At 46.2% G+C, this 24798-nt stretch carries 23 protein-coding genes and 1 pseudogene; 17 read left to right on the top strand and 7 right to left on the bottom strand.

Going from position 1 to position 24798, the window contains the following annotated elements; translation table 11 throughout:
* Positions 1 to 32: 32 nt before the first annotated feature.
* A complete protein-coding gene (locus QMA13_RS09195) occupies positions 33 to 551 on the bottom strand; it encodes a pentapeptide repeat-containing protein (protein ID WP_282941058.1) in 519 nt (172 codons plus the stop codon).
* A gap of 175 nt (positions 552 to 726) precedes the next feature.
* Positions 727 to 990 carry a DUF2573 family protein gene (locus tag QMA13_RS09200; RefSeq protein WP_282941061.1) on the bottom strand — a complete coding sequence of 88 codons (264 nt, stop codon included), beginning with the start codon at positions 988 to 990 and terminating at the stop codon, positions 727 to 729.
* 135 nt (positions 991 to 1125) lie between these two features.
* Between QMA13_RS09200 and QMA13_RS09205 the strand changes: the two genes are divergently transcribed.
* The 4 genes from QMA13_RS09205 to QMA13_RS09220 all read left to right on the top strand — a co-directional run bounded on the left by QMA13_RS09205 (position 1126) and on the right by QMA13_RS09220 (position 4733).
* Positions 1126 to 2097, top strand: coding sequence for an alpha/beta hydrolase family protein (locus QMA13_RS09205; protein ID WP_282941062.1), 972 nt, complete (start codon positions 1126 to 1128; stop codon positions 2095 to 2097).
* Between the two features lie 47 nt (positions 2098 to 2144).
* Complete coding sequence (locus QMA13_RS09210) at positions 2145 to 3578, top strand: DEAD/DEAH box helicase (protein ID WP_282941063.1); 1434 nt, start codon at positions 2145 to 2147, stop codon at positions 3576 to 3578.
* A 51-nt stretch (positions 3579 to 3629) separates the two neighbouring features.
* Positions 3630 to 4169, top strand: a complete 540-nt coding sequence (locus QMA13_RS09215; protein WP_282941065.1) for a hypothetical protein — start codon at positions 3630 to 3632, stop codon at positions 4167 to 4169.
* 168 nt (positions 4170 to 4337) lie between these two features.
* Positions 4338 to 4733 (top strand): group-specific protein, encoded by a 396-nt coding sequence (locus tag QMA13_RS09220; RefSeq protein ID WP_282941067.1) that lies wholly within the window; start codon positions 4338 to 4340, stop codon positions 4731 to 4733.
* 231 nt (positions 4734 to 4964) lie between these two features.
* Here the strand turns inward: QMA13_RS09220 and rsgA are convergent, their stop codons facing one another.
* The gene (gene rsgA / locus QMA13_RS09225) at positions 4965 to 6131 is read right to left on the bottom strand and encodes a ribosome small subunit-dependent GTPase A (RefSeq protein WP_282941069.1); all 1167 of its coding nucleotides are present in this window, start codon (positions 6129 to 6131) and stop codon (positions 4965 to 4967) included.
* A gap of 228 nt (positions 6132 to 6359) precedes the next feature.
* Between rsgA and QMA13_RS09230 the strand changes: the two genes are divergently transcribed.
* Entirely contained in the window at positions 6360 to 8120 is a 1761-nt protein-coding gene (locus tag QMA13_RS09230) for an ABC transporter ATP-binding protein (protein ID WP_282941071.1), read from the top strand.
* 50 nt (positions 8121 to 8170) lie between these two features.
* Here QMA13_RS09230 and QMA13_RS09235 read toward each other — a convergent pair whose 3' ends face one another.
* A complete protein-coding gene (locus tag QMA13_RS09235; protein WP_282941073.1) occupies positions 8171 to 9784 on the bottom strand; it encodes an FAD-dependent oxidoreductase in 1614 nt (537 codons plus the stop codon).
* Between the two features lie 262 nt (positions 9785 to 10046).
* Here QMA13_RS09235 and QMA13_RS09240 point away from each other — a divergent pair, with 262 nt between their 5' ends.
* From QMA13_RS09240 to QMA13_RS09250, 3 genes are all read left to right on the top strand, one after another.
* Entirely contained in the window at positions 10047 to 11801 is a 1755-nt protein-coding gene (locus QMA13_RS09240) for an S-layer homology domain-containing protein (protein ID WP_282941074.1), read from the top strand.
* Between the two features lie 169 nt (positions 11802 to 11970).
* Positions 11971 to 13224, top strand: coding sequence for a threonine ammonia-lyase IlvA (ilvA, locus tag QMA13_RS09245; protein WP_282941075.1), 1254 nt, complete (start codon positions 11971 to 11973; stop codon positions 13222 to 13224).
* A 165-nt stretch (positions 13225 to 13389) separates the two neighbouring features.
* Positions 13390 to 13872 (top strand): GyrI-like domain-containing protein, encoded by a 483-nt coding sequence (locus QMA13_RS09250; protein WP_282941076.1) that lies wholly within the window; start codon positions 13390 to 13392, stop codon positions 13870 to 13872.
* 64 nt (positions 13873 to 13936) lie between these two features.
* Here QMA13_RS09250 and QMA13_RS09255 read toward each other — a convergent pair.
* Positions 13937 to 15245: pseudogene (locus tag QMA13_RS09255) on the bottom strand (aminotransferase class I/II-fold pyridoxal phosphate-dependent enzyme).
* A 356-nt stretch (positions 15246 to 15601) separates the two neighbouring features.
* Between QMA13_RS09255 and kduI the strand changes: the two are divergent.
* Both kduI and QMA13_RS09265 read left to right on the top strand, forming a co-directional pair.
* A complete protein-coding gene (gene kduI / locus QMA13_RS09260; protein ID WP_028547535.1) occupies positions 15602 to 16435 on the top strand; it encodes a 5-dehydro-4-deoxy-D-glucuronate isomerase in 834 nt (277 codons plus the stop codon).
* A gap of 254 nt (positions 16436 to 16689) precedes the next feature.
* Complete coding sequence (locus QMA13_RS09265; RefSeq protein ID WP_282941077.1) at positions 16690 to 17277, top strand: DUF3238 domain-containing protein; 588 nt, start codon at positions 16690 to 16692, stop codon at positions 17275 to 17277.
* 70 nt (positions 17278 to 17347) lie between these two features.
* Here the strand turns inward: QMA13_RS09265 and QMA13_RS09270 are convergent, their stop codons facing one another.
* On the bottom strand, positions 17348 to 17560 hold the full coding sequence (locus tag QMA13_RS09270) for a YrzA family protein (RefSeq protein ID WP_282941078.1): 213 nt from the start codon (positions 17558 to 17560) through the stop codon (positions 17348 to 17350).
* A gap of 178 nt (positions 17561 to 17738) precedes the next feature.
* On the opposite strand from QMA13_RS09270, the gene QMA13_RS09275 reads away from it, so the two are divergent.
* From QMA13_RS09275 to QMA13_RS09290, 4 genes are all read left to right on the top strand, one after another.
* Positions 17739 to 18908: an MFS transporter gene (locus tag QMA13_RS09275; protein ID WP_282941079.1), complete on the top strand. Its 1170-nt coding sequence runs from the start codon at positions 17739 to 17741 to the stop codon at positions 18906 to 18908.
* Positions 18905 to 19456: an SLOG family protein gene (locus QMA13_RS09280; RefSeq protein ID WP_282941080.1), complete on the top strand. Its 552-nt coding sequence runs from the start codon at positions 18905 to 18907 to the stop codon at positions 19454 to 19456. Before QMA13_RS09275 ends, QMA13_RS09280 begins: the two co-directional genes overlap by 4 nt.
* A 67-nt stretch (positions 19457 to 19523) precedes the next feature.
* Positions 19524 to 19763 carry a hypothetical protein gene (locus tag QMA13_RS09285; protein ID WP_282941081.1) on the top strand — a complete coding sequence of 80 codons (240 nt, stop codon included), beginning with the start codon at positions 19524 to 19526 and terminating at the stop codon, positions 19761 to 19763.
* 163 nt (positions 19764 to 19926) lie between these two features.
* Complete coding sequence (locus QMA13_RS09290; RefSeq protein ID WP_282941082.1) at positions 19927 to 20217, top strand: DUF6509 family protein; 291 nt, start codon at positions 19927 to 19929, stop codon at positions 20215 to 20217.
* Positions 20218 to 20270: 53 nt separating this feature from the next.
* Here QMA13_RS09290 and QMA13_RS09295 read toward each other — a convergent pair whose 3' ends face one another.
* Positions 20271 to 20897, bottom strand: coding sequence for a pyridoxamine 5'-phosphate oxidase family protein (locus tag QMA13_RS09295; protein WP_282941083.1), 627 nt, complete (start codon positions 20895 to 20897; stop codon positions 20271 to 20273).
* A 117-nt stretch (positions 20898 to 21014) separates the two neighbouring features.
* Between QMA13_RS09295 and pdxR the strand changes: the two genes are divergently transcribed.
* From pdxR to QMA13_RS09310, 3 genes are all read left to right on the top strand, one after another.
* On the top strand, positions 21015 to 22445 hold the full coding sequence (gene pdxR, locus QMA13_RS09300; RefSeq protein ID WP_282941084.1) for a MocR-like pyridoxine biosynthesis transcription factor PdxR: 1431 nt from the start codon (positions 21015 to 21017) through the stop codon (positions 22443 to 22445).
* Between the two features lie 108 nt (positions 22446 to 22553).
* Positions 22554 to 23948, top strand: coding sequence for a stalk domain-containing protein (locus QMA13_RS09305; RefSeq protein ID WP_282941085.1), 1395 nt, complete (start codon positions 22554 to 22556; stop codon positions 23946 to 23948).
* A gap of 66 nt (positions 23949 to 24014) precedes the next feature.
* Positions 24015 to 24749: a WecB/TagA/CpsF family glycosyltransferase gene (locus QMA13_RS09310; protein WP_282941086.1), complete on the top strand. Its 735-nt coding sequence runs from the start codon at positions 24015 to 24017 to the stop codon at positions 24747 to 24749.
* Positions 24750 to 24798 lie beyond the last annotated feature (49 nt).

Raw genomic sequence — 24798 nt, forward strand, 5'->3', positions numbered from 1 at the left:
CCTGAGACGTGTGTCCCAGGCTCTTTTGCATATTAGGATTGAGACGGGCTCTCATTCAGCTTATGGTAGGCCTCGATCAGCTTCAGGACAGGGATGCCGTCTATCGTCATCCCTTCCATAGAGCAGCAGGTGATGTTCACTCCAAATAGGTTACAATCGGTTATGCTGCTACCGTGAAGATCGCAGTTCTCAAAGCGAAGCGGACGCTGCTTCTCACCCTCCTTATAGGCAGGATGGCCTTCGGGAGGCAGACCGATGTTATGAATGTAGGCTCCGCCAAGCTGTGCACCGTCAATCTCCAGGTCACTTAAGTTAGCGTCGTTAATACGTGCACCGGTCAAATTGACGTCTGTAAAACTTAGTTTTCTTAAATCACCGCATTGAAAAGAGGAATCCGGCATGGATATGTTCCGGAAGCTTACTTGTTCTCCGCGGCCGTTGATAAACTCCGATCCCGAGAAATTGGATTGGTGCAGACGAATTTGTTGGATGAGCTCGGCTTTGTCCTTGATTTCGATTTGTTCGCTTTCACGCCCGTTGAATAATGGCATACGATCACCGCTTTCGTTAGAATGAATGGAGGAGTGGAATTAAGTCCACCTGCATTATAGACTCTTGAAAAGGTAGATTTCTGACAAATTACTGTTTGAAAATAAGAAAAAAGACAGGAAAACATAAGCTTCCGGTCTTAACACGATGCAAGATGTTATGAGTTTTGTGTTAGTCTTACTCCTGCTCCGTACTTTTATTTCGTTCCTTCAATTGCAGGTTTAAGTCGCGAATTTCTTCGAATAAAGCACGAACCGCTGCTTTTCCTTCGGGGTGAGATTGGTTCCAGTGGCTTGTCAGGGCAGGCATCGATCTGTGGATATGATTGTAAATAGACCACGCCTTTATTTTTTCTACCATTTCAGGAGACGAATCACCTGTCACAAGCTCTGCAAATTTATCGATCAATGCATCGAGATCGCTTTGAAATTGGGGATTCATAGAAGCTCCACCTTTCAGAACATAATAAAATGACTTATCGTAACCATAGTTAGTCTAGCGTACGAAAGGATTTCTGTCAAAATAAGGGTCGTCTTCAGATAAACCATGAAAACGAGAAAGGAGTGTACAGCAGCTATGATCCATCAGAGATCACTGGAGGAGCAGGATCAACGAATAATGGAGGATGCTTCTTTACTTACACAAACAAGCATAGTATGGACTAGGGAGCAGGAAAACGCAGCCAGAGAAGCAGACGGAGGAATTCCCGCTCAGCCCCATTTACTGATAAATGAGGACAGGCAGAATGGCTCTCTGTTAGAGAGAGAATCGCTGAGAAGCCGGTACAAAGGGATTTTGCTTTATCGGCTCACGTATATCAGTGAAGGTTTACAGGTTAAAGGATACTTGGCTGTCCCAGAGGGCAATTCTACAACAACTTCCTACCCTGGGCTCATCTACTGCCGAGGCGGTATTCGCAAAGTAGGTATGGTGCGCAAACGGCGAATTATGTCCATGGCGAAGCGAGGATATGCCGTGTTTGCGCCTTTCTACCGTGGGAATGAAGGGGGCGAGGGGCGCGAGGATTTTGGCGGGGAAGACCGCTTCGATGTGTTTCATGCGATTACGCTTGTACAATCTTTACCGGAAGTAAAACCGGGGAAGATCCCGTTAATTGGATTTTCCCGTGGAGCCTTGATGGCTATGCTTGCGGCAAGACACTGTAACCAAGCAGGTCCCATTGTGGTTTGGGGTGGTGTTAGTGATCTGTTCGATACCTACGAGGAAAGGGTAGACTTGCGCCGTATGTTGAAGAGGGTCGTTGGACACCCGCGCAAGCAGAGCGAAGCGTACCAAGACCGTTCACCCGTGTATTGGCTTGACGAGCTGAACGTTCCGATATTAATCGTGCATGGAACGGCAGATACCCAGGTAAGTGTAGCTCAAGCACGTAAGCTGGCCGAAGGATTGGAGCGGGCAGGTAAGAATTACGCCATGGAGTTGTATGAGGGGCTGGAGCACCGTTTTCCGCGAGAAGCGGACGAAAAGGCGTTGGACTCGGTGTTTAATTGGATATCCGGCAAGCTGGAGATATCGAGGGAAGCTTGATGTTCCTCCTCTCCATTGGTATGATGCTTTTATGAAGGGGGAGTTCGATGAATAACGGTTTTGCTTCTTTACAAATTGAGGATAGTTACGTACGGCGGTTGCAGGAAATGGAGATTGTAACGCCATCACCGATACAGACCGAGGCTATTCCTGTCATTCTGGAGGGCAAGGATGTAGTTGCACAGTCTCAAACGGGATCAGGCAAAACATTAGCTTACACACTGCCGCTGCTGCATAAAATAGACAAGAATTCCAAAGAGGTTCAAGCTGTGGTTCTCGTGCCTACGCGTGAATTGGGCGTGCAGATCGTACAGACGCTGGAGCAGTTGACGGAAGGAAGCAGTATCCGTGTCCAGTCGTTAATAGGTGGAGCGGCTATTAGCAGACAGATCGATCGTCTCAAGCTGCGTCCTCAAGTCGTGGTGGGAACTCCGGGACGGGTGCTGGAGCTGCTGAAGCTGCGCAAGTTGAGCATGCATTACGTTCGCTATATGGTGGTCGACGAGGTCGATCAAGTGTTTGAATTAGGCTCTATGCATGAGGTGGAAGCGATATTCAAAGGCATGCAGCGGGAACGGCAAGCGCTATTCTTCTCTGCTACGCTGCCGGAACCGGTTCAGGCTGTCATCGATCGCTGGATGAACGAGCCTGTATTCGTACAGGTGAATCCGGAGCAGCGAACGTCCCAGACGTTGGAGCATCTGTTTTTTGTCAGTGAAGAACGGGATAAAATTGATACGCTTAGACGGATCATCCGATTGTACAATCCTACTGCGGCTATCGTTTTTATTAACGAAACGGATGATGTGGCGGAGGTTATCAGCAAGCTTCAGTTTGCAGGCCTATCCATCGAAGCCTTATACGGAGATGCTGGGAAACAAGATCGTGCGAAGGTGATGCAGTCATTTCGCAGTGGCAAATTCCAACTGCTTCTAGCTACAGATATTGCGGCCAGAGGTCTCGACATCCCTCATGTGACGCATGTCATTAATCTTGATCCCCCAATTGATGCCGATCATTATGTTCATAGGGTCGGACGTACAGGCAGGATGGGCAAAAAAGGGACGGCCATTTCCATCATTACGCCGAAGGAACGGTTTATTATCAACAAATTCTCCAAATCTCTCGGCATTATAATTGAGGAGAAAGAGATGGAGTTCGGTAAAGTAATCAATCCGGGAGAGCGCAGAGGCGGCGGCCCAAGGGCGGCAAATCGCACCCGAGTGGAACCGGTAAGAAGTGTGAACGGGGAAGCAGGTGGAGAAGCTCCAGCAGGCTCCTTGAGAGAGAATAATGCTAGGACGGAAGCTCCTAAAGCTAGAACATCCTCGCTCGCGCCAAAGCTTAAAGCAAAGGCAGCAGCTGCCAAGCCAGCCACCATTGCTGATAAACGTAAAGCTGAACGGGAACGCTTGAAGGATCGCAAAAATAAAGGAGCGCCTCGCTGGCTTAAAGAGAAGCAGAACAAACCGAAATTATAAACGTTGTTATTCATGTTGGAGGGAGTTCGGAGAGGAGCCGCTTAAGAGGTTATGGGGAAGCTGCTGCGAGGAATAGTGTCGCTAGCTATAGTTTGTGCACTGCTGCTTGGCGCAGCCTACTGGTATGTTCAGCCTGAGCAGAAGTTGGATTTGAATTATTCGGAATTGCCGGTTCGGGAAAAAGTGGCGAATATGCTCACAAGCCGTAAGCTTGAAGTCCAACTGACCGAGCCTGAGGTGAACAGCTTGCTCAAAAAAGCGCTCGCTTCCCACACCCAGGTCAGTTCCGACCTTGAGATCACTGGAGCTCAGTTTTTTCTAGAAGGCAGCGAGTGGGTTGCTGATGTCAATTTGTTGTACAAGGGCCAGTGGACATTTGGCGCGAAGCTTTATTTCGCTATGTCATGGAAAGAACCTTATTTGAAGGCAACTCACACAGCGACTAAAATCAAGGAGGCTTCAGTTCCCATTGAATGGTTCCATTTGAATCCTCTGCAAATTCAATTGAATGATTACGTACCTAAGCCTGCTGGAGTGCGGGATATTGCATTTGAGGATCATGGCCTGCGTGTCGGATTGAAGCTAAGATAACGAAAGTGGCTGTAATCATTTATACAAGTACCGGATAAAACTAACGGGGATTCATAACTCGGAAGGTTATATCCGGTATTTTTTTGTTGGTTAGAAGGAATTGGTAAACAGCGAGGTGAATGTATTTCGTATTATGGCAACTTAATTGAAAGAAATTGGAGGACAGCGATGAAGTTCTATGTAGCATCTAGTTTCCGCAATGTAGATATTGTTAGGTATGTAGCTAATCAGCTTATCAATAAAGGATTTATCCAGACGCTTGATTGGACACGATATGAAGCGGAAATTTCAACCATTGAACAATTGAAGGAAATAGCCCAATGTGAAAAAAACGCAGTCTACGAAGCAGATTTTATTATTGTTATATTGCCTGCAGGAAAAGGAAGTCATATAGAATTAGGCATGGCGATCGGACAAGCCAAAAAGATTTATCTTTATTCACCGAAAGATGAAGTTCATGATCTGGCTACCACAAGCAGCTTTTATCATTTAGATGAGGTGGATACTTTTACTGGAACGGTTGAAGAATTGATTGAATATGTTTGTACGAGGTCCACGAGATAGGAGCGTTAAAGTGAAAAAATTTGTAATCATTGCTGCGCTGGTAATTATGTTCGGATGTTCATCAGCTACTTAAAATGTGCCCCGATTATAACTTCGAAACAATTGACGAGAAAACAAAGGAAAAGCTGGTACAAGCTATCGGAACCAATGATTGGTATCCGTTGTCAAACCGGTTACCCATATAATCCATTGTTTCAGTAGTTGCCCAGCTTACTATGCGAGATATCAGGGTTACCTGTGACCTTTACCGCGCATTTCTTTATGAATCTTTTTCCAGCGGTCTTTCTCTGCCCGCGCTGCGGCAGCATCCGCCTTTCGCTCCATGTAGGCAAGTTCCTTTTGAAGCTTACGGAAGCTTGCGAACCGCTCCGGATCGAGCTGTCCGTCGGCTAATGCAGCTTGAATAGCGCAGCCAGGCTCATTATGATGACCGCAATCGGCAAAACGGCAGCTCGCCGCAAGAGCTTCAACGTCCTGGAACGCCATATCCATAGATGCGCTACCTTCCCAAAGGTGCAGCTCCCGCATTCCGGGTGTATCAATAATGAGTGCGCCGTTCGGCAAGACTACCAGCTCGCGATGGGTTGTCGTATGCTTGCCGCGATCATCGCCTTCACGTATGTCGCCTGTTTTTTGTCGCTGCTCACCGTAAAGGCTGTTCAGCAGGGTTGATTTGCCTGCACCTGATGAGCCTAGAAGAGCTATCGTTTCACCTTGCTTTAGTGTTCGGACTATATCCTCGGTACCCCCATCCGCCAAGCTATTTACGCAGTAAATCGGAACCCCAAAGGCAATCGATTCGACCTCACTTCGTTTGGCTTCGGCATCGCTATCCTCGCACAAATCCTTTTTGGTAAGGACAATTTCGGGCGTTGAGCCGCTTTCGTATGCAGTTAGCAGATAGCGTTCAAGCCGCCGCACATTAAAATCTCGGTTTAAAGCCATAACAAGAAAGACGCGGTCTACATTGGTTGCCACGATCTGTTCTTCCGTTGTTTGCCCCGCCACTTTTCTAGAAAACTTGCTTTTTCTTGCATAGACTCCATGGATGATAGCTTTACGTTCATCAGGGAGCTTCTTCATCCATACCCAATCGCCAACGGCAGGGTAGTCATCACGAACGGACGCCTCATAACGGTATTTACCAGATAGCTCTCCCAACCATTCACCGTCTTCGGAATAAATGCGGTACAGGTGCGTGTGTTCCAACGCAACGCGTCCGATATCATAATTTTCTTTTCGCTGATTTGCAAAAAAAGGTTGATAGCCAAAAGCCTCTAAAGGTAACTGTTCTTGCTTATTAATAATGCTCCCACCATGCTTTCTGTTCAATGTGTTTATTTCTCTCAGCTTGCGCCGTACTAGCGTATACATGGAATTCACCGTATTCACTGACACTCATAGATCATCACTCCCGTTCACAGAAGATAGCCTCAGTATAGACAAGACGGTGTCAAATCAACAGGGGAAGAATGAATATAAAAAGACTTTACATCATCGGGCTTGTGCCGAATCGAACTCTTTTCGTTTATATTCCGTTTAAATAAGTATCGTAATCTTTACTGGCAGGGAAATTCCTTTAAGGAACGGATCTAATTAAAAAGATTGGATAGGAGATGGATATGTATGAGTAAGGAGCAGCAACCGGGGAAGTGGCGGTTATTTATACAATTAATCAAGCAAACGAAGCCTTCCAAGTGGAAGCTTGGCATAGCGATAGGGCTAAGTGTAATATCTACAGTCGTAGGGCTGATAGTACCTTTATTTACAAGAAACCTCGTGGACAGCTTCTCGCTGACATCGATAGAACCCAAACAAATTGTTCTGCTTGTTTTGACATTTACAGCACAAGCCATAGCTGGTGGACTAGGGATATATTTATTGAACCATGTAGGTCAACAAATTGTCGCTAATTTGCGGGATCGGCTGTGGAAGAAGCTATTGGCTTTAACGATTCCTTATTACGATAATAATCGGACTGGAGAGACGATCAGCCGGATGACGAACGACACCGGAGTCGTGAAAGGGCTCATTTCGGAGCATCTTACAAACTTTTTTAACGGAGTCATTTCCATTATCGGTTCTATTACGATATTGCTGTTCCTGGATTGGAAGATGACACTGATTATGCTGCTGGCTGTTCCGCTGGCCGTCGCAATCCTGCTTCCGGTAGGACGCCAAATGTTCCTTATCTCCAAGGGGCTGCAGGATGAAACGGCCAAGTTTACGGGGATTTTGACGCAGGTTTTATCCGAAATTCGTCTTGTGAAGTCGTCTAATGCAGAGCCGCTGGAATATGAAGCGGGCAAATCCGGTATTATGAAGCTGTTTCAATTCGGCGTGAGAGAGGGCAAGGTTCAAGCGTTGATCTCTCCGTTAATTTCATTCGTTCTCATGGCACTGCTGGTCGTGATAATCGGTTACGGTGGAATGCGAGTATCGTCCGGTATACTGACTGCTGGTGAGCTGGTCGCGTTTATTTTGTACCTTATTCAAATCATCATGCCGATGACCCAGATAACTCAATTTTTCACCCAGCTGCAAAAAGCAGTAGGAGCGACGGAACGCATTATCGCTACACTGGACTCAGAAGAAGAAGATATCGCTCGTGGACGGCAGCTTAACGATGCGAATCAGACGATTACGGTAGATCATTTAACATTCGGCTACGATGGTGGGGATGCTGTTCTAAAGGACATTCATTTTACATTAGAGTCAGGAAAAGTGACGGCTATTGTCGGGCCAAGCGGTGGCGGCAAGACGACGCTGTTTTCCTTGCTGGAGCGCTATTATCATCCACAAAGCGGAACGATCCGGATAGGAGGGGATGATATTGAGGAATATTCGCTGCAATCATGGAGAAGCAAGATCGGCTATGTTTCCCAGGAAAGTCCGCTCCTATCGGGTACAATCCGTGAAAATATTACTTACGGGTTGGATCGCAAGGTTACAGATTCAGAGCTTCAGCAAGCTGCCGAAATGGCTTATGCTGACATGTTTATTAACGAGTTGGCTAATGGCTACGATACGGAAGTCGGAGAGAGGGGAGTTAAGCTATCAGGAGGCCAGCGTCAAAGGATAGCGATAGCCCGGGCTCTTCTCAGAGACCCTAAAATATTGATGCTTGATGAGGCGACCTCCAGCTTGGACAGCAAGTCTGAAATTGTCGTGCAGGAGGCATTGAAAAACTTGATGAAAGGCAGAACGACACTCGTTATTGCCCATAGGCTGTCCACGGTTGTGGATGCTAACCAAATCTTGTTTATTGAAAAAGGAACGATTACGGGGAAAGGGACTCATGAGGAGCTGCTGCAGTCTCACGACTTATATAAAGAATTTGCAACGCAGCAGCTGCGGATTCAAGAGCCTGTACACCAGCAAAGCTAAATGCAAAAAGCAGAGGAGAATGAAAGTTCCCTCTGCTTTTTATTGATTGCTTATTTTTTTCGTTTATTCACATAGGAGGCATAGACAATTTCGCCTGTATCCAGCTTTGCAATTTCGTCATTGGTCCAACCGGCAATTTTATTGTTGCCTTTGACTCCAGTAAGCTTAATTTTGTATTTCGTTTCCAGGTAGCTGTCGAGTTCAGGCATATCTGCTTCGGTGAGCTCTCTAAGCTTCTTCTTGCCATTCAGCTGTCCCATTAAAATACCGATCGTTTCGGCTGCCGTACTTGTATTCGGTTGAATCCTTGCGCTCCCGAATGCGATGGCGGATGCACCGACGTTTTTCCCTGCCATAATGACATTATCGTAATTTTTCAGTAGAAAGCTCCGTAGCGGCATGCCGTATTTATCGGGACGTCCCATCTCGATGCCCCATTTATTGGCACTCGTTCCTTGAAGATCAAGCGGGTAACCGGCTATGCTGACATTATCCCAGAACATTTTGGCCCCGAGCATGTCCGATGGCTTCAACACGTAATCCGATTCGTAATGATTGTATTCGCGAATGTATAAATAATTAGGAAAGCCATTCAGCTCGGCGTTTTCCCAGCCTACAATGTTTTTGCGGAAGTGATTCAGGATAAGCGGGATTTCCTTCTTCCCAAGCTCCATCGCATCAGCAATCGATTTGTCGTTGCTAGGATCAACGGTATAGATCAGGAATGCGTTAATGATAACTTCCCCATCCCGCTGGTTTACAGCGTTCAGCCCCCGCAGGAACACTCTGTCGTTGCTTGGCTTGTACGCGTTTGTCATGCCGCTCAGTCCGATAGCAAAGCTATCGTCGACCGACCCGCCTCCATACTTGGCTTTACGCTGCTCTGGCGTCATGTTGTTGAAGCTGGTTTTGAATTTGTTCCAATCGACATTTTTAAATTTCATCATCATGCCCGAGCTCATATATTCGATGTTATTTTGTCCGTAGAAGGCTTCAAGACCTGGCATACGAGTAGCGTCGAGCTTGCTGAGCAGAGCTGCGTAGTCGGTATTATCTACGAAGTAATCCGCTTTAATATTTTTCTTGGCGCCATCTTTTCCGGCGTAAGTGATTGATTCAATGGCATGCGGTCCGAACTTGCCGGGGATCTGCTTAACGTCTTGAATTTTAATTCCCGATTCGACGGGAATATCTTTTTTGAGCTTATCAAAGTACTGCGTGAATTCAGGCAGCTTGCGGATTTTGGCGTTGCGGAAGCCGTCAAACAGCTCCTTCGCCCGTCCTTGAACTAAGGAGTGATATTGATCGTCCCTTGTTTCGTCCAAGAACAGCATTTCTCCTTGAAGTACTTGTCCGCCAAATGCCTCTCTAGGGTCCAGCACCTTCACCTTCAGCCCTTCATCTGCTGCTGCTCGAGCAAGGTACATCCCCTCTAACTCGCTTCCTAGTACCACAACATCGACCTTTTCTGATGGAATCGGCGGCTCCGGCGTCGGTGTAGGAGCAATGGCCTGTGGCTTATTTCCAGACTCTGCCGTTGCGGAGGCTCCCGGATTTTGCTGTGCTCCGCCGCCCCCAAAGTGCATAACCGAGTAGACTGCACCTGCAGCTACCAAAGCCAAAACGGACAGACTGACGGATAATCTTTTTCCATTCCATTTCATAACTTGCTGTTCCTCCCCCAATCCTTACCTGACTTGCTCCTTTAAGGATTTCTTTTTCCCTAAAAAAAAGCAATACAAAAATAGTCTACCATTTTTCTGATGCCTGTTCAAAAGACCCCCACAAACATTTTGGGGTAGGCGAAACATTGTAGTAAATCCAGGAACTCTTCGCGAAGGTTCTGATTCACTAGATCATGAATATCCATCGACCGGTGCCTACGGTTGCCTGCAGCAATATTGGCGCCAAACACAACTATTATTTATGAATAAGGGAGATATGATGATGAACAATTCTTTCAAGAAGGTTATGGTAACCGGTTTGACAATGGCAATGGTGCTGGGTGGCTCCACTGCAGCTTTTGCCGATAACAGCAAAAGTAAGGGCAACGATAAAGACCATGGCCGCGATGCGGTTCAAACCAAATCTAATAATAACAATAATAATAAGAACAATGGCAGTGACATTTATATCAACAATCTGAATGTTAAAAATATGACGATTAAATTGTCCTTCGACGATGTGAAGGGTGCTGACGTGGAGTGGGCTGCACGCTACATTGCAAGCTTAGCCTCCAAAAGAGTATTTGAAGGCTATGAGGATGGAACATTCCAGCCTCGCAAAACGATCACTCGTATCGAAGCTATCACCGCAGCTGTTCGCTTGATGGGATTGCGTGACCAAGCCGAATCGACAGAAGCGATGAATTCCAACCTGAACTTTAAAGATGCGGATAAAATTAAACAAAAATATCCATGGGCTGTCGGCTATGTTGCGGTAGCGCTTCAAAATGACCTGTTCCAGGAATCCGATGATTCCGTACAACCGGAAAAAGAAGCGGATCGCTTATGGGCAACGACACTTCTAATTAAAGCATTGAAGCTCCAAGAAGAAGCTAAGGCAAAAATGAGCACGAAGCTGTCTTTCAAGGATGCCAATAAAATTCCTGCCGGTTCCGTAGGCTATGTAGAAGAAGCTATTGAAAAGCACCTGGTAGACGGTTACGAGGATAACACTTTCCGTCCTGACCGTTCCGTAACGCGCGCTGAGTTGGCGGCATTGCTGGATCGCACAGGCAACCAGCTTCCCGATAATACTTCCGTAAACGGAACGCTGAATGCGGCAGTAAGCAACAATGTATTGACGTTGACTAAAGACGGGCAATCGTACAGCATTGAGCTTGATTCTAACGCTTTCATTTTCAGAAACGGCGCTAAAGTAGCGGCTTCCGAGCTGAGAGCAGGCGACAAAGTAACCGTTCGTTCCTACGGCGGTAAAGCGATTTTCGTAGAAGTCACGAAGGCTGCTAACGACAACTCGACACCTGATAACACAACTTTCTCAGCTTCTATCAACGCTACAGTGAGCAATAATAAGCTTTCTTATACTAAAGATAACCAAACCTACAGCACTGAGTTTGCATCGAATGCTACTATCATTCGTAACGGCCGCACCGTAGCCGCTTCCGAGCTGAGAGCAGGAGACCAAGTTAACATCCGTACTTACAATGGCAAAATCATTTTCGTAGAAGTCACGAAACTTGCTGACGGCAGCCAATTGCCAGATAACACAACCTTCGCGGCATCGGTTAATGCAGCAGTAAGCAATAACACATTGACGTTGACTAAAGATAGCGTATCCTACAGCGTAGAGATTGCCTCGAATGCGACTATCGTTCGCAACGGCCGTACAGTATCAGCTTCCGAGTTGAGAGCAGGCGATCAAATCAACGTACGTACTTACAGCGGCAAAATCATTTTCGTAGAAGTAACCAAAATGGTTGAGGAGCAAACCGATTTCACGGTTGTGGGTAACTTGAACTCCTACACGCTGAACTCTGCTGGAACGATTGCTACGATTTCCATTAACCAAACACTTAGCAACGGTACAGTACAAACAGCGGTATACAACACGTCCTCAAACCTTACGATTCAAGGCGATCTGTCCCAATTGACTACGGACCGTTCAATTGAACTAAGAGGTAAAGACCAACTCGTTCATACGATTGTTATCCGCTAATCCCTTTTATTGATATAGATACTGAAAAAGGTTAGATTACGACCGGAGCAGTCTTCCCACGAACCTACGGGTTATCGGGAGGACTGTTCTTTTTTTGTGAACTCTCTGGACAGGCGGCGTCATAGGTGTATAATTAATAAAATTAGTGAAGTCAACCCGGAGGAATCTTATGGACAATCAATCAGTCAAGCTAGAAGATATCATCGTGGCAAGCCATTTGTTGAAGGATGTCGTGCATCATACCCCACTGCAAAAAAACTTTATTTTATCCGATAAATATAACTGCAATGTATACCTAAAGCGGGAGGATCTGCAGGTCGTCCGTTCGTTCAAAATTCGCGGAGCGTATAACCTGATTCGCAGTCTGCCGGAAGAAAAGCTGGCTAAAGGAGTTGTGTGTGCCAGTGCGGGTAATCATGCCCAGGGGATGGCCTTTTCGTGCAAGGCGCTGCAAATTCATGGAAAAATCTTCATGCCTACAACCACACCGCGGCAAAAAATTTCCCAAGTGAAGCTGTTTGGCGGTTCGTTCGTGGAGGTCATTCTGATAGGCGATACGTTCGATGATTCCTTGAATGAAGCGGTTCTTTATTGTGAAAAGGAAGATATGCAATTCATTCATCCATTTGATAATCAGAAAATTATTGCGGGTCAAGGGACCGTAGGCCTTGAGCTGATGAACGATATGCGGGAGCCAGTCGATTTCGTATTCGCTGGAATTGGTGGAGGAGGCTTGGCAGCCGGTGTTGGAACGTATATTAAAAGCATAAGTCCTTCAACCCGTTTTATCGGCGTAGAGGCGACAGGAGCTTCATCCATGCGCCAAGCTATCGATCAAGGCGAGATCGTCACACTGACCGATATTGATAAATTCGTTGACGGCACGGCGGTCAGACGTGTTGGGGAGTTAACGTATGACATTTGCCAAAAAGTCGTTGATGACATCGTCGTTGTACCCGAAGGCAAAGTTTGCACCACCATCTTGGAGTTGTATAACGAAAATGCGATCGTAGCTGAACCGGCTGGAGCGTTGACTATTACGGCGCTTGATTTTTACCGCGACCAAATCGCAGGCAAAAATGTCGTCTGTATCATCAGCGGCGGCAACAACGATATTGACCGGATGCAGGAAATTAAAGAACGTTCGCTGATTTACGAAGGGCTTAAGCATTATTTTACAGTAGAGTTTCCGCAGCGTGCCGGAGCTTTGCGCGAGTTTCTGGATGAAGTGCTCGGACCGAACGATGATATTACACGGTTTGAATACACGAAGAAAACGAGCAAGGAGAACGGACCGGCTCTGGTCGGAGTGGAGCTTAAGAATAAGGAGGACTATGAGCCTCTGGTTGAGCGCATGAGCCTTAAAGGGTTCAAGTTCGTGGAGATTAATAAGAACCCTCATTTGTTCAATTTATTGATTTGATGAGCTATACAGAATAGTGTAAAGACAACACCGTTAGGGATTTTCAATGACCTGGCGGTGTTTTATTTTTTGTCTAAATCAGTATTGATCTCCATCAGGAATTATTTTACAATAGATCATATGTTCGTTTTATTATTGGTTTGATTAGATGGGGAGGGAACTGCATTGAACGTATCCATTGTCGAACGCCCGGAATTAAGAGCAGCAGTACTAAAAGTAGAATGCGACGGAAGCCAAGTCCGTCAAGCTTGGAGGCAGTTGGAAGGATTGATGGAAGGTAAATCGGCAAGGCTGAATGAAGACTACGGGCACGTATTTATTCCTGAGTGGCAGTGGCCGACGGGCGTAAAGACGCTATGGGTAGGGGTGGAAGTGCCATCCTATGATGACATGCCAGAGGAGCTCGAGAGATTGATCATTCCGGCTAGAACTTTCGCGACCCTTACGATCAAGGGCGATCGTAAACAAATGGACGCTGCGTACCGTTTCCTTAATGAGTGGTTTCAGACAGAAAAGTACGAGCGAGACATGTCAGACGGGGCATTCGGCTTTGAAGCCAATCGCTTGAAACCCATTAATCCATTTCATATTGCCGCTGATGTAATCGATTTTTTTGATTTTGATATTTATGCGCCTATCAAACTATAACATGCAGCTTGAAGCAACAAAAAACCTAGCTGTCATAGACCGCTAGGTTTATCGATATTGCTTATTACTTAGCAGCAACTTGCTGCAAGTCTTGAACGCCTTGGAAGATCGTCTCGAACAATTCTTCTAGATTGACTTCTTCAATGCAGGAGAAGGCAACACGCAGGTCCGTTTCGCCTAAAGCGATAGTGCCGATTCCGTACTGGTCAAGCAGGTGAACGCGAAGCGTCTCTGCATCGACCGTTTTCAGCTTCAAGCACATAAAGTACCCGGAGTTGAACGGGTAATACTCCCAAACTTCGTTGAATTTACCGCTGTCCAAGATGCTTTTGACTTTGTTCGCGCGGCCTTTCATAATTTCGGATTTTTTCATGTTTCTGCACTTTGAAATCCGGTGAGTTCAATGCGTGCAGGACAAACGTTTGCGAAGGATGCGGTCCGCTGGAAATCGTAGCGCGGATGATCCCCATTGTTTTTTGCTCCAAAGCAGCAAGCATAGCATCGCTTTGACCAGCATAAGTGATGAAGCCTACGCGGAAGCCCCATACATACTCTTCTTTGGTCGCACCGTCAATTTTTATAGACAACACGCGAGGGTGAAGATCTGTCAATTGGCCTGCAAGAGACTCGACCATCGAATCCTCGAAGAACAAGCCGAAGTAGGCATCATCTGTTACTGCAATAACATTGATCCCTGCTTCTGCAGCATCCTTGATAGCAGCAACGATTTGCTTACCTTCTTCAGCGCCAGGCGTGTAGCCTGTAGGGTTGTTAGGGAAGTTCAGGACGACAATCGCTTTACCTTTGCCTTTTTGTGCGAGCAGCGCTTCACGAAGTCCTTCGGCATTGAACTTGCGCTCGCTGTTATACAGCGGGTAGTAGACCATTTCAGCACCGCGGCGGATACCGAAGGTCAGTTCATAGTTTTCCCAGTTTTTGTCAGGGATAATAACGGCATCGCCAGGACCTGCGTACAAGTCGGCAACAATGCTTAAGCCATGCGTCAATGCATTCGTTACGATCGGATTACCCAGGCTCTTTCCTTGCAGAGAAGGATTTTCCTCGATCATTTTAGCGCGCCAAGCGGTACGCAGCTCAGGCTTACCAGCAGGTGGAGCATATTCGTAAATATCTTTAGGATCGTATGCGGACAATGTATCTTGAATCACCTTCAGATGCATAGGCTTGCCATTTTCTAATGCAGTTCCGATGGTGGCATTGAATTTCTTCGCTTTTTGCTTTGCTTCAGCCGATTGGCTTAGGATACCAACCTTAGGGAAGTAGATTTGCTTGCCCAAATCGGACAGCATTTCATAAACATGGGAATTTTCTTTAGCAATTGTATCGTTGAGCTGTTGTGCAAGAGGGTTCATCTCGCTCCATCCTTCCATTCATCTAGCTTGGCATTAGTAATAGCTTAACATTAGCCAATATTATACCATTTTCAATCGAGGGAGTCACGGCTTCTTTCGGAAAAATACCGAACCTTATTCGATACATATTCGAACGATGTACGTGATTTGTTCAAAAAACGATAAGGATAGGGCGGGACAATTGTTGACAAAGTTTGAAGTTCCTCTGTATCGGTAGCGATGTACTCGGTTTTATGTTACCATATACAGGGGCGCGGATGGAACGTGATTCGTGTTTTTTTGCGAATTGAAACGTTTTATGGTTAATTGGACCATCAAAATCGCAGCCAATTATTACTGAGGAGGCAATTATTGTTATGGAAATCCGCTACGCGACAAATCCGACGGAAACGAAATCGTACGATACGGACAAGCTAAGAAACGAATATTTGATCGAAGGGTTGTTTGTACCTGGTAAATTGACTATGGTATACAGCCACGTTGACCGTTTTATTACAGGTGGCGTTATTCCTACTTCCGAACCGATCAAACTTGAAGCTGATAAGCATGAAATGGGTGCTGACTTCTTCCTGGAGCGTCGTGAAATCGGGATCATCAACGTTGGACCTAAAGGTTCCGTTATCGTTGAAGGTACTGAATATGAGTTGAACACTAGAGACTGCCTGTATGTGGGTCTTGGTAATAAAGAAGTAACGTTCAAAAGCGCTGACGCTTCGAACCCTGCACGCTTCTACTTCAACTCCACACCAGCTCACAAACAATACCCAACTGTAAAAGTAGGTCTTGAAGAGGCTGAAACCGAGCACCTGGGTTCCATCAACTCCTCTAACGAGCGCGTAATTCATAGATATATCCATTTGAACGGCGTTCAAAGCTGCCAATTGGTTATGGGTATGACTTTGCTGAAACCAGGCAACATGTGGAATACTATGCCTTGCCACACACACAACCGTCGTTCTGAAGTATACTTCTACTTTGATATGCCAGAAGATGGCCTAGTGTTCCACTTCATGGGCGAGCCTAAAGAAACCCGTCATCTGGTTGTTCGCAACGAGCAAGCGGTTATTTCCCCAAGCTGGTCGATTCACTCCGGCGTTGGTACTAACAACTACACGTTCATTTGGGCAATGGCTGGTGAAAACCAAGTGTTCCACGATATGGACAAAGTAGATCCTAAGGATCTTCGCTAATCCTGTTCGTTGAGCAACATAAAGATTGTCCCGTTCGGCAGAAGTTCTGTCGCGGGCAGTCTTTTTTTTGTTGTCAACGGATAATCGCGGGTGAGATAATGGCCTTACAAACATGGATTTGATAAAACGGAGGAAACGGTCTGATTACATCTTAGTATCGTGAATCAGCAGCTAGAGTGTCATAACGTTAAATAACGGCTCACGGTGTGCGCAAATGCCAGTTTCCCCTAAATATGAATGAGGGGTTGATGTACATGGCAAGTATCATCAAAATAAGGGCCAGCATATTTATCGGAGGCATGAGCTGGCTGCCAGCGATTCACGATCCGGAGACCGGAAGCAAGTTAGAGTATGCAGCAGATATTCGAGGCTTTACTCCCCAAGCGGTGAATACAGGGCGCTCGCGCGTGGAGCAGGAGGTAACCGTCGATTTTGCGAAGCAAAGGCTTGTAGCATATGCAAATACCGGAGCTACGATCCTACGTATTACGACTCCAGACGGAACGGTGCAGTATAAGGAAGGAAAAGCGCCTACGGATGACATTACGGTAGAGAATGAAAGCTGGGGAGAGCACGAGGTTGCTTTTGTGATGAAGGCCAGTGTCCGAAATCCGTTAAGGCTTGATGCTCCTACAGTGGATTACCAATTAGATGTTACCATACATAAAGACGGAATCGCGCATATCAAAGGCTCGCATGACGGCTTTCCATGCTATGAGTTTTATAAACAGGTCGATTTTGGCGAGCACCAGCTTATTCAATCTCATCATTTTCTCGATACCGGCGACACGCCTGCGGCTATGGCAGGGGATATGGAATATCATTTTGAGAAGACCGTTTAATGACGAACCCCCTCTGAAACCATGCTTAGTGGTTGCGGAGGGGGTTTTTAATGTATCATGCTGCTATGATTTAGAAAGATTTAGCCTTGAAGTGAACGACCGCGCTGTATAGCATTTTACCGATATTGGGGTCAAACACGACGTGATGATCGATCGCGTGAACATCGAGCAGCAGCGCCTTGTTATTGTCAATTTGCTCCGAAATTTTTCGCTCCAGCGTTTTCATGTCATATGCCTCAAAAAACTCAATCTTATTATCCATTCTGTCTAAACTGAAATTCATTGTGAGAACTCTCCTAATTACGTTTTCAGTATATTGTACCAAATATATGTCTCGGAACAACACTTTTATTGACCATGACTCGCCCTTTTAGTTTTTTAAAAACACATTGTCAATCCGTGCAGCCAGTGAGATAATAGGTCTCGTATTTACACTATATATGAAAAGAGAGTAAACTCTCATGACCTATTTCCTGTTATTTTATATGATCGTCTATATGGGAAATGCCGTATACGGAACTTATATCCCCGTGTACTTTCAATCTGTCGGCGCTTCACCCGCGCAGATTGGTAGCTTGTTGAGCTTGGGACCGCTAGTGGCCGTACTTGCCCAGCCGCTTTGGGGGACGATCGGAGATCGGTCTAAAACCAAAAACTCCGTATTAGCTCTACTGCTAATCGGCAGCGGTGTGAGTGTTCTGTTATTCCCGATATCCTCTGCATTTTATTATATGCTGCTCATGGTATGCTTGTTTACTTTTTTTCAAACGTCCATTTTCGCTATTAGCGATGCTATTACGTTAGAGGAACTGGACAAACAAAAACGCTGGTCCTTCGGGGGAATCCGGTTGGGCGGAACGTTCGGTTTTGCTATCATGTCCTTCGCATTCGGATATTTGGCGAAGATGAACATCAATTACTTGTTTCCTGTTTTTGCTGCAGTCATGCTCGTTTCGCTACTGCTGCTGACCCGTTTCCCCAAAATATCCGGCTATCAATCGGCGGGAAGCAAAATGCAAGTATGGGTACTGTTCAAAAATCGCAAATTGATGATTTATTTGGGCATTAATCTTGTATTGCAAATTACATTAGGTTACTATTATTCGTTCTTTCCTATTTATTTTCGGGAGCTTGGGGCGGACAATGTGATGATCGGTTGGTCTATGGTCATTTCCTCGCTAAGCGAGATTCCGTTCTTACTATTTGCCAACCGCTTAATGGAGCGTGTGCGGCTTACCCATATTTTGCTCATTTCGAGCTTTGCGGCAGCGCTGCGCTGGATTTGCTTTTCGTTTACAGAGAATCCATATTGGGTTCTTCCGGCGCAAGCGCTCCATGGCTTAATTTTTATCGTTTTGACGGTTACGATGGCGATGTATATCAATCGGGAAGTGCCGAAGGAGCTCAAGGCCAGCGGGCAGACGCTAAACGGTCTTCTCAGCCTTGGAGTAGCTAGAATTATTGGAAGTTTTTTTGGAGGATTTGCTAGCGAGGCTTATGGGATGCGCAGCGTATTTCTTTTCAATGCTTGGATTGCTTTAGCCTGTAGTGCCTGTATCATATGGGTGACCATCAGGGAGAAGAAAGCGGAATCTCACATCAACGAAAACAAAGGAGTGCTGAATCGGTGAATCGGATTTTGGTGACAGGCTATAAGGCAGCAGAGCTCGGGATCTATTCACTCAAGCATCCGGGAATCCCCATTATTAAGAAAGCGATCAAAAAGCAAGTCACTGCTTTAATAGATGAAGGCTTGGAATGGATTATTGTTAGTGGGCAATGGGGAGTCGAGCTATGGGCTGCCGAGGCGGTCTTGGAATTGCAGGAAACCTATGAGCAGCTGCAGCTGGCTGTGATCACGCCATTCCTTGAGCAGGAAGAGAAATGGAGTGACGAGAAGAAGAGCTTGTATGCTAGCGTGCTTCAGAGGGCTAATTATGTGAACAGCGTGACTAAAAGCAAGTACGATGGTCCTTGGCAGTTTAAAGAGAAAAACAAATTTTTGCTTCGCAACTCCGACGGCATCATTTTATTATACGATGAGGAGAAGGAAGGATCGCCTAAATTTATTAAGGAGCAAGCTCTGGCGATTGCCAAAACGCAGGATTACCGTATCTTCAGCATTACGGCGAACGACCTGCAAAATATTGTGGAAGAAGAACAAATGGAGCAATACTAAAATCGTTTCTCCCATCATAGAATAGAATCACACTTAGGGAAACTAAGTGCACATTGGAGGGATTCATATGGGAGAAGAAGTTCAAAAGGATGAATTGTTAGTTGAAGAGGCAGTCGAAGCAGAAGAAGTTGTAAGCGCTTCAGAAGAAGCGGAGGAAGAGGCAGTGGAAGACGCAGCTGAGGATGAAGCGGTCGAAGAAGCAGAAGCTGGAGAAGAGGAAGATGCTGAGGAAGAAGCAGAAGCCGAGGAAGAGGCAGTAGATTCATCCGATGAGTCAGAAGAGGCGAGTGCCGAGGTTAACGAATAGCGTAAGACTCCAAATCCCTTCTCCATGAAATAACACATTCAACCTGTTCAGTGATGAACAGGTTTTTTATTGTCTGGAACTTCTCATAGTCAGGGCTTTTATAATTTGTTCGTTTGTATGTATAATAGGGACTGAGTCAGTAAGGAAAGGATGAATTCAATTCATGAACATAACCGACTACAGTGTGGAATTTATTAAAGACCCGTTTGGCATTTTGTCAGGCAAACGATACGAGTTTGTTCTCGATATTGAGGTAGATGAAGAGGACGAGCTGTATTCTGATAAAGGGTTGTACATCAGAGTCATCTACAGCGTGGAAGAGTCCGCGACGCGTATCGTAAGATATGAGATTTTCGAGAGAGGCTCAGAGCAGTATCTCGAATTTGATATGGAAGACGATGAAATCGCTTTGGTTGAAGCCTTTTGCAAAGAGCATTACCACGAAGCGGAATAGTGATATTAAACTAGAGCGTGAACAAGAGAGCAAGGCAGGGAAACCGCCTGCTCTTATTCTTGCTTCTTTGCATGATGAGGACAGTAGGCTTTCATTAGAGCTATAGTTTCGGCATCCACAGTGCTCCCGCGCTGCTGCAGTCCGTCTATCACTAGGTTAAAACGTGGCTCCTTCAAGTTTTGCCCGAATTTGTACTTAGAGCTCATTTCACTGATTCGGATACGGACAACACCGGTCCCTTTGAGCTGCGGCGCATAGTCAGGGTCTGCCGGGTCAATAGCTTCATAGCCTCCTTCTGGCTGCAGCTTGCGCATGAAAGCTTGAAGTGCATCGGCTTTGTCAGCAGCATCCTCTACGATTTCCGCAGTGCCTTTGATCAAAACCGATTTGAAATAAGCGGTTGCAGGACAGGCTAGCTTCGGATCGAGGATGTACGAGGGGATAATGGAGTATTCTTTGGCAACAGCGAATGTAACCCGATCCAAGCGCTTAATATTTCTCATCTTTTGCCCGATTTTGCTGCCGTGAAAATAAATGCAGCCCTCATGATAGACAAAGTTGAGCGGAGTCAGCTCCGGCCAACCGTCCTCCCCGATAGTCCCAAGAAAACCGTAGCTTTCCTCTTGCAAAAATTGCTTCGTTTCTTCTGCGTCCATGACTTCAAACTCACTTCTTCTCATAGTCTCATCCTCCATCCGTTTTGTTAAAATTTAGCTTAACGTACCAATTGACAAACGGAAAGCTCCAATTTACATTATTTTTAATGTACCAATGTAAGCTGGAAAGGAAAGATGTCAATGCATTTTCAAATTCCCTATCACGGTTATGTGCTTAAACAGCCGACCAAAATGCTTGCGTTGTACCATGCCCTTCGAGACACGATTGTTGATGGTGTGCTTTCTTGTGGAACCAAGCTCCCTTCAAGTCGGGAATTGGCCGGGCTGTATGGCATATCCAGAGGAACCGTGAACCAGGTGTACGATATGCTCGCTTCCGAAGGGTATTTGGTCTGCGAAGTGGGTCGAGGCACCTTTATATCCTTCAGAGGGGAAGAACCTAAGGAGAAAGATGCGGGGAAGAAGGAATATAGGCTCTCGGAATGGGGACAGCGAGTATCTGATCAGCCTCAGCCAGAGGTTATGCACCGATCCACATGGGATGATGACGGGATCATCGCTGATTTTCATACGTTCAAGCCTGATTATGATGCATTCCCGGGAGAGGAATGGAATCGCTGCTTATATGCGGAAGCCAGAACAATGATGGGGGATCCAGGAGCGGAGCCTGCATCTTCCCAAGGTGATCCCGAACTGAGAGAAAGCATTGCTCAATATTTGCGCAGAGCGAGAGGGATCGCTGTCAGTAAAGAGCAAGTTGTCATTGTGAACGGCTCGATGCAGGCCATTGCGCTTACAGTCCAGCTGCTCATTCAAGCAGGGGATCGGGTTATTATGGAAAAACCAGGATTCTCGGGAATTATGAGAGCTGTGAACGCTGTGAAAGGGGAGGTCCAAGCCATTGAAGTGGATGAACAGGGCATTGTACCACATGAGTGGGATGCTAGGCTGCTGTTTGTTACACCGAGCAGGCAGTTCCCTACCGGAGCGGTATTAAGCTTGGACAGAAGGCAGCAGCTGCTGCAATGGGCTCATGAGAAGGAGGCCATTATTGTTGAGGACGATTATGACAGTGAATTTCGGCATCGTGGTAAAGCGCTGGAGCCGTTAAAGGTATTGGACCATGAAGAAAGGGTCATTTACATTGGCAGCTTTACGAAAACACTTCTGCCTAGTATTCGAATCGGTTATGCGGTTTTACCGTCATCATTAATCCAGCCTTTCGTTAAGGCTAAGTCGTTGTACGAGCCGCTGCCTACTGGACTGTTGGAGCAAAAAACATTGGCATCGTTTATGCAAAACGGTCAATACGAGAGGCATTTGCGCAGAATGAAGCGAGTGTACAGCCGTAAATTCGAATTTTTGCTCAAACGGCTCCATGAGCATTTGAGTGCGCAGTTCAAATGGGTGGAAAGCGACGCAGGCCTGCATATATTCGGATGGTGGAGAGGGACTTCTGCTCAATATATAACCTTCCGCGACCGTTGTAGGGCAGCAGGAATCCGCTGGTCGGAAACGGTGATCGGAGAAGTGGATAAGCCCCGTTATGGCGCCTATTTTCACATTGCTCATGTCACGCAGGAGGCTATGGAGCTCGGTGTAAAAAAATGAACGAAATAGCTCGAGAGCTATCTCCTTTAATGGAAGGAAATGTATGATCCTCTGTCGAAAGTAACGTCTAATGGTTACCGTTTTCATTAGGTCGAGGGGATGAGGCGCTTGAAACGATGGGCAATTAGCTTCTTGTTAGCGATGACTGCAGCAAGTCCGATTGTATCCTCAGTATACGCGGAGGGCGTTGAAGTTCGTATCATGGTGGATGGAGCCCCTGCCTTGTTCGAGCAGCCGCCTGTCATTGTAGACGGTACTGCGCTGGTTCCTATGCAAGGTCTATTTCAGCGCTTAGGGGCAAGCTTCCAGTGGGAAGATAGAACACAAACGATTATTGCCTCTAAGAACGATACCAAGCTCCTTTTGAGCATGGGCTTGAAGAAAGCGGAAGTAGATGGTGAAACGAAGGAGATGGAGGTTCCCGCCAGGATGGTCGGTGAAGTGCCGTTAGTTCCTGTACGCTTCGTTAGCAATGCTTTAGGAATGTATGTTTATTGGGATGACGAGACAAGGACGATCAAGATGGAGACGGACGATGATCTGAACGGAAGAACGAGGCGTCAGATTGATGCTCGTATAAGGGCCTCTGCACCGGTCTTCTCGGGTGATGTTTTTGAGGAGAAACCGCGTATTACCGCACCCCATAAACCAGGCAAGCTGAATACCGACTTTGTTGAAGACGGTGTCAAGACGGTCAACCTGATGCGTTATTTGGCTGGTTTGCCAGACGATCTGGTACAGGATTCGGCTTTAAATGAGCAAGCCCAGTATGGTGCGGTGCTGTTGGCTGATTTCGGCAAGCTCTCTCACACCCCAAGCAAGACGCTAGGGATGGAGGAGCCTTTTTATAAAAAAGGTTACTTATCGACGAGCACCAGCAACATTTACAGCATATATGCCGCCAATAGTGCCATTAAATTGAATGGGCTGTTAACCCGGACGGTCGTTTCTTATATGAGTGATCATGATGAAACGAATAGGGAGACTGTAGGTCATCGTAGATGGATTTTGTACCCGCCATTGCAAAAAATCGGCTTCGGTTTGGCGGAAGGACGTCGGTCCAACGACTATAGAACTTATTTCTCACCGTTGCAGGTATTCGATAAAAGCCGTAAAGACAAATTTGATTATGATGTGATAGCATGGCCGGGCAAAGGCTATTTCCCGACAAAATATTTCCAAGGAAATGATCCTTGGTCCATATCGCTCAATCCGGAGCAGTTTGTGAAGCCGTCTCTCCAAGATGTGTCCGTATCGATTACCCGCTTGAACGATGATATGATTTGGACAATGGATCGGGACGATCTGGAGAGAACCAGTGGCAAAGCGTATTTCAATGTTGATACGGCAGCGTATGGAGTCCCGTACTGTATTATTTTCAGACCGGACACTGACATGCAGTATAACGACGGTGACCGATTTGTTGTCAAAGTATCGGGATTGAAGGATAGACAAGGCGACCCCGTATCAGTCAGCTATCAGGTAGTTATGTTTGCAACTTGAAGGATGAAGCGGGTACAATAATGAGATATTTAAGACATAAGTACATAGCTTAAGGAAGGTGACTCTGTGCAAAGCACTGTAAATATTATGGGGATTCCGTTCTCTACACTCAATCTGGCAGAGACGATTCAGCATCTTGCAGACCAAGCGGATAAGCCTGTAGACAGCCTTTTTCATCTAATCACCGCCAATCCTGAATTTGTAATGACAGCACTTCAGGATCGGGAGTTCAAGCAAATTATGGATGCAGCCCATCTCATTACTCCTGACGGGATTGGCATTGTCATGGCGTCCAAGTGGAAGGGAACCCCGCTTAGAGAACGGGTTACAGGATATGATATTTTGATAGGATTGCTTGAAATAGGCAATGAAAGAGGATACTCGTTCTATTTCCTTGGAGCGGATGAAGAAACAAGCCGTAAAGCATCGGAGAACATTGCGATCCGATACCCTGGTGTGCAGATAGTCGGTAGGCAGCATGGCTTTTTTGGCAAGGACCAGGAGGAAGATATCGTTCGGAGCATTCAATCGGCCAATCCTGATTTTTTGATCGTTGCGATGGGAGCGCCCTATTCCGAGAAATGGATTACAAAGCACAAAGCCGAGCTTCAATCGAAGGTTGCCTTTGGAGTTGGCGGAAGTTTGGATATTATAGCCGGTACAGTGAAGCGGGCACCTGTTTTTTGGCAAAACCTTCACTTGGAATGGCTGCATCGATTACTGTCCAAGCCGTCATTAAGATGGAGAAGGCAGCTCTTGCTGCCCAAGTTCGCCTGGAGAGTGGTTACAGGCAGAGGTTAATACCCTTGGTACAGTACTAATAATAAAGCCTCCTATCCGCTTCTGAGCG

The sequence above is a fragment of the Paenibacillus sp. RC67 genome, from assembly GCF_030020805.1.
Classification (GTDB): Bacteria; Bacillota; Bacilli; order Paenibacillales; family NBRC-103111; genus Paenibacillus_S.